Annotated in this window: 5 protein-coding genes and 2 pseudogenes; 6 read left to right on the plus strand and 1 reads right to left on the minus strand. The window is 70.2% G+C overall.

Annotation, left to right across the window (positions count from 1 at the left end; all coding sequences use genetic code 11):
• Positions 1 to 176 precede the first annotated feature (176 nt).
• The 6 genes and pseudogenes from ACGF2Y_RS34150 (at position 177) to ACGF2Y_RS34175 (ending at position 9,867) form a co-directional block, all read left to right on the plus strand.
• On the plus strand, positions 177 to 1,577 hold the full coding sequence (locus tag ACGF2Y_RS34150) for an NAD(P)-binding domain-containing protein (RefSeq protein WP_392955449.1): 1,401 nt from the start codon (positions 177 to 179) through the stop codon (positions 1,575 to 1,577).
• Between the two features lie 140 nt (positions 1,578 to 1,717).
• Positions 1,718 to 2,830: pseudogene (locus ACGF2Y_RS34155) on the plus strand (MFS transporter); the annotation flags it as partial.
• Positions 2,831 to 3,167: 337 nt separating this feature from the next.
• On the plus strand, positions 3,168 to 3,479 hold the full coding sequence (locus ACGF2Y_RS34160) for an IS630 family transposase (protein ID WP_392955460.1): 312 nt from the start codon (positions 3,168 to 3,170) through the stop codon (positions 3,477 to 3,479).
• 810 nt (positions 3,480 to 4,289) lie between these two features.
• The gene (locus ACGF2Y_RS34165; RefSeq protein ID WP_392955451.1) at positions 4,290 to 5,723 is read left to right on the plus strand and encodes a DUF11 domain-containing protein; all 1,434 of its coding nucleotides are present in this window, start codon (positions 4,290 to 4,292) and stop codon (positions 5,721 to 5,723) included.
• 113 nt (positions 5,724 to 5,836) lie between these two features.
• Positions 5,837 to 7,981: a hypothetical protein gene (locus tag ACGF2Y_RS34170; protein WP_392955452.1), complete on the plus strand. Its 2,145-nt coding sequence runs from the start codon at positions 5,837 to 5,839 to the stop codon at positions 7,979 to 7,981.
• A 92-nt stretch (positions 7,982 to 8,073) separates the two neighbouring features.
• Positions 8,074 to 9,867: a hypothetical protein gene (locus tag ACGF2Y_RS34175; protein ID WP_392955454.1), complete on the plus strand. Its 1,794-nt coding sequence runs from the start codon at positions 8,074 to 8,076 to the stop codon at positions 9,865 to 9,867.
• 7 nt (positions 9,868 to 9,874) lie between these two features.
• Here ACGF2Y_RS34175 and ACGF2Y_RS34180 read toward each other — a convergent pair.
• Positions 9,875 to 9,958, minus strand: a pseudogene (locus tag ACGF2Y_RS34180) (transposase); the annotation flags it as partial.

Genomic DNA, 9,958 nt, shown 5'->3' on the forward strand with positions numbered 1-9,958 from the left:
AGGGGGCGGCAGCCCGCGAACCCTGCGAGGCGGTCGGGCCGGGGCGGAGGCCGCCGTTTCGTGGCCCGCCCGCATCGCCCCAGATTCGATGAATGTCTATGTTGACGACTGTCGATACAGGTGTCATGCTGGGTGCGCAGGCCATCGACAGGTATCGAAACAAATGGGGAGTCGCCATGAATGCGCCCACCACCGCCCTGCCCACTGTGGTGATCGGAGCCGGCCCCGCAGGTTTGGCCGCCGCCGCCCATCTCACCGGGCGCGGTAGGGAGACCCTGGTCCTGGAGGCCGGCCCCGCGGCGGGCAGCGCGGTGCGCGAGTGGGGGCACGTGCGGCTGTTCTCGACATGGTCCGAGGTCGTGGACCCGGCCGCCGAGAAGCTCCTGTCCCCGACCGGCTGGACCGCGCCCGCCGGAGGCACCTACCCCTCCGGCGCGGACTGGGCGGAGGAGTACCTCCAGCCGCTCGCCGACGTCCTCGGTGACAAGGTCCGCTACAACACCACCGTCACCGGTGTCTCCCGCCTCGGCCGCGACCGCATCGTCGACGCGGACCGCGAACAGCAGCCCTTCACCCTCCGCACCAGGCGCGCCGACGGAACGGAGGGGCGGATTCTCGCCCGAGCCGTGATCGACGCCTCCGGCACCTGGTCCACGCCCAGCCCCATCGGCGCCGACGGACTCCCCGCCCTCGGCGAGCACGCCGCATCGGCGCGCGTCTCCTACCGCATCCCCGACCTCAAGGACCCGGCCGTCCGCGCCCGGTACGCGGGTAGGCGCACCGCGGTCATCGGCTCCGGCGCCTCCGCGTTCACCGCTCTCGCCATGCTCGCCGACGTCGCGAAGGACGAGCCAGGCACCCACTCTGTCTGGATCCTGCGACGCGGAATCAGCGGCTCCACCTTCGGCGGAGGCACCGCCGACCAGCTCCCCGCCCGCGGCGCTCTGGGCCTGGCGGCAAAGGCGGCCGTCGACAACGGATTCGCGGACGCGGTCACCGGATTCCGCACCGAAGTCATCGAACGCGGTGACGGCGACCGCCTGACCCTGGTGGGTGAGGACGGACGCCGCCTCGACCCGGTGGACGAGGTCATCGTCCTGACCGGCCTGCGCCCCGACCTGTCCTTCCTCTCCGAGCTTCGCCTCGGCCTGGACGAGCGCCTCCAGGCCCCGACCGGGCTGGCTCCGCTGATCGACCCCAACCAGCACTCCTGCGGCACCGTCTACCCGCACGGCTACCGCGAACTCTCCCACCCGGAGACCGGGGTCTACCTGGTCGGCATGAAGTCCTACGGGCGCGCCCCCACCTTCCTCGCCATGACCGGCTACGAGCAGGTCCGCTCCGTCGCCGCAGCCCTCGCCGGCGACCTGGAAGAGGCCGACCGCGTCGAACTCACCCTCCCCGAAACGGGTGTCTGCGGCGGGGCCGGGCTGTTCGAGGACCCGGCCGCGTCCGAGACCGCTGCCGGAGGCTGCTGCGCGACGCCGGAACCCGCCCTCGTGCAGCTCGGCGTCGGCACACCGGCCGCTGCCGTGGTCGTGGACGAACCGTCGGCCGGCGGTTGCTGCGGCTCGTGACCGGCATCGACACCTCTGAGCGCGGGGCCGCGACCGGAACGGGGGACCGGTCGCGGCCCCGCGCCGCGCTGCCCGCGCTGTGCGTCACGCAGATCACCAGCTGGGGCATCGTCTACTACGCGTTCCCCGTCCTCAACCCGCAGATCACCACCGCGACCGGCTGGCCCACCGGGGCGACCACAGCGGCGTTCTCCGCCGCCCTGCTCGTCTCCGCCTTCGCCGGGATCCGCGTCGGCCGGATCATCGACCGCCACGGCCCACGCACCGTCATGACCACCGGATCGGTCCTCGGCGTCCTGAGCGTCCTCATCATCGCCTCGGCGCCCAACCTGCCGGTCTTCATCGCCGGCTGGCTGCTGGCCGGTCTCGCGATGGCAGGCACCTTCTACCAGCCGGCTTTCGCCGCCCTGACCCGCTGGTGGGCACCCGACCACGTCCGCGCACTCACCATCGTCACCCTCGCGGGCGGCCTCGCCTCCACCGTCTTCGCCCCGCTCACCGCCGTACTCGCCGATCACCTGTCCTGGCGGGCGACCTACGCGGTCCTCGCCCTCGTCCTTGCCGCGGTGACCATCCCCGCCCACGCCCTGGCACTCAGAGCACCCTGGCCCGAACCGCCGGTCCCCACCGCGTCCCACGCCGCCGACGGCACGGAGAAGGCCGCCCGTACCCGGCCCTTCCGGATGCTCGCCGTCACCCTGACGCTGTCCGCGTTCACCGTGTCCGCTGCCGTCGTCGCGCTCGTCCCGCTCATGGCGGAACGCGGCTACACCAGCACCGAAGCAGCCTGGGCACTCGGGCTCGGCGGTGCCGGTCAAACCCTCGGCCGTACCCTGTACGGTCCGCTCGCCCGCCGCACCACCCCCACCCGCCGGACCATCGCTCTCGTGGGTCTCGGCGCCGTCACCACCGGGGCTCTCGCCCTCACCCCTGGCCCGTACGCGCTGCTCGTCGCCCTCTCCGTCGCAGCGGGCATGGTGCGTGGCAATCTCACCCTCCTCCAGGCCACCGCCATCACCGACCGCTGGGGAACCACCCACTACGGGCGTCTCTCCGGGCTTCTCGCCGCACCCACTACCACGGCCGCCGCCCTCGCCCCCTTCGCCGGTGCCGTCGTCGCCGCACCGCTCGGCGGCTATCCCCAGCTCTTCATCGCGCTCGCCGCGGTCTCAACAGCCGCCTGCATGACCGCACTCAAGACCAGCACCCGACCAGGCCGGAAGCAGCCGAAGCCGCATACGGCGCAGCTCTGAGTGCGTTCGTCTGCACCGGGGAGCTTCCAGGGACTTCCCGACGTGCAGGCAGGGAAGGCCCCGACCAGCGCTGAAAGATGGAAAAGTGCTGGTCCGGGGCCTACTCGCCTAGCACTCGATGATGTTCACCGCGAGCCCGCCCCGCGCCGGGCATGAAGTGAGCGTAGTGGTCGAGCATGATCTTCGGTGTCGAGTGCCTTGGGTCAAGGCCCCGTCGCTCGCGAGATCTACCGTCAGATCCAGCCCGCCGCCGGCCCTTGCTGCCTCGTCTTCTGCCGCTTGACGCAACATAGGGCATCCTCAACGTCCACAAGGCCGGCGGCACGGCACCACCAACCTGTTCGCCGCCCTCAGTGTCCATACCGGTGAGGTGACCGGCGAGTGCGAGCCGAGCCGGAACGGGGCGAACTTCCTCGCCTTCCTGAAGAAGGCGACCAAGCCGCACGCCGGCAAGGGGATCCGCGTGGTCCTGGACAACCTGTCCACGCACACCACGCCGGAAGTGAGGGCATGGCTGGAGAAGAACCCGCACATACACTTCCATTTCACTCCCGTCGGCTCCTCGTGGCTGAACCAGATCGAAATCTGGTTCGGCATCCTGACCGGCAGTCCATCCGCCGCGGCACGTTCTCCAGCGTCAACGTCCTGATCAAGCAGATCCGGGACTACGTCAACTCCTGGAACAAGGCCGCGAATCCATTCACCTGGACCGCTTCCGCCGAGCAGATCCTCGCGAAGGCCCGCTTTGTCCAGACCAAAGTGAAGAATCTGGTCAATAGCAACTCAAACTGACACGATCAGGGTCACAAGACACTAGGGCCTGACGGCGGTGGTGGGCCGATTGGAGTATGACGAAGCATCACTATTTGTTCTCTTATGTGCAGAATGCTCGCAACGCACTGTCAGCGAACGTGGGCCGAGGTGCACCCGCGCGGGAAGGTGAGGGTTCTTCATGGCGAGCGGTCGCAAGGTTGCACGGACTGGGGCGGTGGCAGTGGGGTTGCGGCGCAAGGTGGTGTACGTGATTCCCGGTGTTCTGGTGGGGGCGGTTCTCTCCGGGGCGTCAGCTCTTCCCGCGTCAGCGTCTCTCCTCCCGCCATCGGAAGGGCAGGGGAGCAGTTGTGGCCGTCCGGCATCGGCGCCGACGGCCCGTCAGACGGCATCGGCCGACGGGCGAGGGGTACCCGCGGGGGGAGACGTGCTGGGGATTGAGATCCGCTCTCCGCTGGATCTGGAGTGCCTGGGCGGGAGCGGGAGCGGGAGCGGGAGCACGGGGGCCGGGGGCGACGTGGTGGCGCCCTCTGGCTCCCCGGCGGGAGCGATCGGGCGCGGCGAGCGGAGGGAGGGGCGGCCCGGGACATCGGGGGAGGGGCGTGGCAGAGGAGGCGGGAACACACAGGGGGAGGCGGGCGATGGCCGGGATGGCAACCCGGGCAGGGAAGGGGACCCGAAGACGGACGTGGCCCGGCCGGGTCGGATTCCCGATGCGGCGGATCTGAAGGTCCTGTCGTCAGCGGGACGCCGGGCGGCGGGCCTCGCCCGGGCCCGCGCCGTTGCGCCCGGGGAATCCTTCGACTACCGGATCGACGTGGTCAACCACGGGCCCGCGCTGGCCAGGAACGCCACCGCCACCGACGAACTGCCATCGGCGTTGTCCTTCGTCGGCTCGAAGGACGGCTGTACCGCTGTAGGACAGCGGGTGACCTGTGGTCCGGTGGCGAGACTCGACCCAGGAGAGACGACTTCGTGGGTCATCACCGTCCGGCTGGACCCGGCGTATACCGGCGACGGTTCGGACATCCTCAATCAGGCCACGGTCATGTCGGAGACCTACGATCCGGACATGATCAACAACACCGGCCCGTACCCGGGTGCCGGTCCGCCCGGCGGGAAGGTGGAGCGCCCGCGGGCCGATCTCGCGGTGACCAAGGAGTTCGTGGGAGCGGATCCGGTGGTTCCGGGGACGGTCTTCGCCTACACCCTCACCGCGCGGAACCACGGGCCGTCGCAGGCTGTCGGCGTGTCGGTAACCGACGACCTCCCCGACGAGCTGGCCTTCGTGGATTCTCCGGACGGTTGTACGGGCGAGTCCGGTGCGTACGGCGGAACCGTCGCCTGTCCCGAGAGCGCGACCCTCGCCCCGGACCGGCGCGTGGCGTTCATGATCCGCGTCAGGCTGCACCCGGACTATGTCGGTGACGGATCCGACCTGGTCAACCGGGCCCGAACCGGTGCCGGGACCGATGACCCGAACCGGTCCAACAACACCGCCGAGCTCGTCGGGCTTCCGGGCGAGGACGCGGGTCCCGCCCGGGCGTCGGCGGACCTCGTGCTCGGGAAGCGGTACGAACTCGCGGACGGCGCCGATGCGGTCACGCCGGGCGAGACCTACGCCTACGTGATGACGATCCGGAACGAGGGCCCGTCCACCGCCCGGGACGTCGCCGTCACGGATCCGCTGCCCCGGGCCCTGTCGTTCGTCGGGTCGCCGGACGGCTGTACGGCGGAGGGGGTCACGGTCACCTGCGGTGGCTCGGACCGTCTCGCCCCGGGCGAGACGGCCGAGTACCGCTTCACGGTAGGGCTGGCCCGAGACTTCGACGGCGACTGTGCTGCGGTCGACAACACCGCCCGGGTGACCTCCGCGGTGCACGACCCCGATCCGGGGAACGACGTCGCGACCGTGGGGAAGGCGACGCCCAGCGCCATCGGTGGCTGTGGTGTGCCCATCCGTCCGCTGCCCACTCCGTCGCCGTCACCCACGCCCGACCACGACCACATGCTCCCGGACACCGGGGGCGAGGTCCCCGGGTGGCTGCCGTGGACGTCAGGGCTGGCGCTCGCCGCGGGCACCGGACTGGTGCTTCACGTCCGTCGGCGGCGTCGGGCCTGAGCACCCGGACACCCCGGACAGACCGTCGCACGACTGGTGCGGCTGCTCCACACCCCCTTCCCACGCATGCCCTGGCCGGCCGGCCAGGGCGGAGAGAACAGGAAGCGATGCCGATGGCAACAAGGAGATCCTGGAGGCCACTGCACTGGCTGGCGGGTGTGATCGCGTGCGCGCTGCCGTTGTGGGGTGCCACTCCGGCTGCTGCGGCACCGCAGCTTGAGGTGACCTCGACGCGCGCGGCCGGGCCGACGGCCGAGGGGCGTATGGTCCCGCCGGGCGGCCTGATCACGTACACGCTCACGGTGACGAACAAGGGCCCGTCGGTGGCGAGGAACGTCACCGCGACCGACACGCTCCCCGCGAACATCACCTTCGAGTCCTCGAAGGACGGCTGCACGGCCGTGGGCCAGAAGGTCACCTGCGGCCCGGAGCCGGAGCTCGCGGTCGGCAAGACGAAGACCTGGACCTTCGTCGCCCGGCTCAGCCCCTCCTACGACGGCACCGGCGACGACCTCGGGAACGCGGCCACGACCGACTCGGACGCCACCGACCCCGACAAGGAAAACAACACCAACGACCCCGTCATCCCGCCCGGCCCCTTCGATCCCAAGGCCGACCTGGTCGCCACCAAATCGGTGGCGCAGACCGAGCCGGCGGTACCGGGCGAGGAGTTCGCTTACACGGTCACGGTCACCAACAAGGGGCTCTCCGATGCCCGGAACGTCAAGGCCACAGACACGCTCCCGAGGCTTCTGAACTACGTGTCTTCCGCGGACGAGTGCACAGAGTCGCAGCAGAAGGTGACCTGTGGCCCGGACCCGGTGCTGGCCCCCGGCGCGTCGGTGAGCTGGACGTTCAAGGTCCAGCTCGACCCGTCGTACACCGGGGACGGCAAGGACCTGCCCAACACGGCCACGGCGGGCTCCGACACTCCTGACCCGGACACCCGGAACAACACCTCGGACCAGGTCTACCCCCGGGTCGACACCCCCGAGGCGGATCTGAGGATCGACAAGACCACCGTCACCGACACTCCGGTGTCCCCTGGCGAGACCTTCCAGTACGCGGTGCGGGTCACCAACGACGGCCCCTCCCGCGCCGAGAGCGTCAGCGTCAGCGACACCCTGCCGACGCCGCTGTCCTTCGTCTCCCCCGCCGACGGCTGCACGGCCCTCGGCCAGCGGGTCAGCTGCGGCACCCTTCCCACCCTCGACTCCGGCGCGTCCAGGACCTGGATCTTCACCGTCAAGCTGGACTCCGGTTACACGGGTGACGGCTCGGACATCCAGAACATCGCGACCGTCACCTCCGAGACGGACGATCCCGACGAGACCAACAACACCAGCAAGCCCGCCGGGCCGCCCGGCGACAAGGTCAACCCTCCCACGGCGGACCTCAGCGTCACCAAGGAGCCGGTGGGCGACACCCCGCCCGTACCCGGCAAGGAGTTCCAGTACCACATCACCGTGTCCAACGACGGCCCGTCCGCGGACGCGCACAGCGTGACCCTCACCGACAGACTGCCCAAGGAACTGACCTACGTCTCCTCCACCCCGTCCGGCTGTACCTACGATGGCGACATCGTCCGCTGTGCCAGGAGCACACCGCTGAAGGTGGGCGAGAAGGCCGAGTACCTGCTGACGGTCAAGCTGGACCCCTCCTACACCGGCGACGGCACGGAGATCGTCAACAGCGCCACGGTCACCGCCGCGAACATCGACCCCAACGGCGACAACGACACCAGCACCGCACCGCTGCCCAGCGGCAAGTCCGGCGACCCCAGCGCCGATCTGGAGGCCGGCAAGAAGCTCGGCAGCGACTCGCCGGTCTCGCCCGGCGAGACCTTCCCCTACGAAATCACGGTCACCAACCAGGGCCCGTCGGAGGCCAAGCAGGTCAAGGCGACCGACACCCTGACGGAGAACCTTTCCTTCGACCACTCCCCGAGCGGCTGCACTGCCGCGGGGAGGACCGTTACCTGCGGACCCGAGACCACACTCGGACCGGACGAGTCCAAGACGTGGATCGTCTGGGTGAAACTCGCACCCGACTACACCGGAAACGGTGACGACATCGTCAACACCGCCACCGTCTCCTCCGATACGGCCGACCCCGACAGCGGCAACGACTCCAGCACGGTCACCGGCGTGCCAGGAAGCAAGGTCGACGAGGCCAAGGCCGACCTCGAAGTGGACAAGGAGGCCGCCGAGAACAAGGAAGGAGCAGCAGTGTCCGGCACGTCCCGCACAGCCCGGTAGGAACTGACGGACAACGGCGGAACATCGACCGCTCATGCGACAGCCCCGGCCGGGAAACCGGCCGGGGCTCCCGGCGAGGAAACGGCTTCAACGTGGAGAACACCTCATCAGGAACACGACGGCACGGACGCACCGCGCGGTTCCCCCGCATCCTGGCGGCGCTGTGCACGGTGGCACTCACGGCCATCACCCTGGGCGCCGCCGCCCCCGGTCAGTCCCTCACCCCAGGACCTCCGGGCCCACCCGTCTTCGCCGACAGCGCACAGGCCGAGCTCCGGATGGCGGACGCCACCTTTCCCTTGCACGAGCCGTTCGACAGCTCCAGCGGCATCGGCACCACCTCCGGCAACGCCACCTACGTCAAGGGCGGCTGGCTCCGGCTGACCAGCACTTCCACCAACCAGGCCGGCTCCTGGAGGATGAACGACTCCTTCTCCTCCAGCCTCGGCTTCCTGGCAGAGTTCAGCTACGCCTCCTGGGGCGGGCAGACCCACAGCGGCAAGCGCGGCGACGGGCTCGCCTTCTTCCTCGCGAACGGCACGGCCGCCAACGGCGTCGGCCAGTTCGGCGGCGCCCTGGGCTACGCCTGCTCGCGGAGCACCTCCAGCTGGCTCACCAACGCCTGCCGGAACAACGGACTGCCCGGCGCCTACCTCGGCCTCGGCTTCGACGAGTACGGCAACTTCTCCGAGAACCTGGTCGGCAACGGCGGACCGGGCGCCGCGCCCAACCGGGTCGTGGTCCGCGGCGGCGGCAACGGCACCACCGGCTACCGGCACGCCACCTCAGCCGCCGGACCCGGCGGCACCGTCGAGACCGCGAGCCAGGGTGACTACCGCACCGTCCGCGTGCTCCTCCTCCCCACCGGCGAAAAGGTGCTGCTCTCCGTCTGGTCCGATACCGGACCCGGGACCGCGACGCAGAAGCTGATCACCGACTACGACGTCACGACGATCACCGACCAGCCCTCGCTGCCCTCCACCCTCAGGATCGGCTTCTCGGCCTCCACCGGCGGCGCCACCAACAACCACGACATCGGCGACCTCAAGGTCAACGCCCCCGTCAACCTGTCGATCAGCAAGACCGGTGCGCCGGCCTCGGTCCCGGCCGGATCAGGCAAGGTCACCTATACGGTCAAGGTCGGCAACGACGCCACCAACGGCGTCACCGGTGCCCGGGTCCGTGACGCTGTTCCCGGGCTGACGGGAGTGACCTGGACGTGCACGGCCGCCGCCGGCAGCAGCTGCGGCACCGCCACCGGCAGTGGCCCTCTGGACACCACAGTGAACCTGGCACGCAGTGGGTCCGCGACCTACACCGTCACCGGCACCGCCCCACCCTCGCCGACCACCCTGACCAACACGGCGACCGTCACCGCCCCGGACGACCGGCTGGACCTCGATCCCGCCGACAACTCCGCCTCCACGACAACCACTGTTACGGAGGGACCCGCCGACATCGCGGCGGAGAAGCAGGCGGCGGGGGAGGGGCCGGTGGCCCCGGGAGAGACCTTCCGCTACACCCTCACGGCCGTCAACAAGGGCCCCGCCGACGCCACCGATGTCTCCGTCGAGGACACCCTTCCGGCCGAACTCACCTTCCTGGCCTCGCCCGACGGCTGCACTGCCCGCAGCGGGCAGACCATCACCTGCCCGAAGAGGAGCGCGCTCGCGGTGGGGCGGTCCACGAGCTGGACCATCGAGGTCCGGCTCGACCCCAGGTACGAGGGCAACGGCAGCGACGTACGGAACACCGTCACCGCCACCGCACGGCAGAGCGACCCCGTGCCCGGCAACAACACCAGCGCCGCCGTCGGCCCGCCCGGCGGCGTCAGTGGGGCCAAAGCGGACCTGACGCTGTCCAAGAAAGCCGAGGCCGGTAGCTAGTGCCGCATCAGGCAACGTTCGCCCTGGCGACGACTTCTCGTAGGCGTTCGTCGGCGGCGTGCTTGTTCCGCCAGATGATGTAGCGGCGGAT

Origin of the sequence: Streptomyces sp. NPDC048142, from assembly GCF_043202835.1 — a bacterium.
GTDB lineage: Bacteria > Actinomycetota > Actinomycetes > Streptomycetales > Streptomycetaceae > Streptomyces.

Bases quoted from the DNA above. Each gene is read 5' to 3' on its own strand.
- ACGF2Y_RS34150 (WP_392955449.1), top strand. From the start codon at position 177: ATGAATGCGCCCACCACCGCCCTGCCCACTGTGGTGATCGGAGCCGGC.
- ACGF2Y_RS34170 (WP_392955452.1), top strand. From the start codon at position 5,837: ATGGCAACAAGGAGATCCTGGAGGCCACTGCACTGGCTGGCGGGTGTG.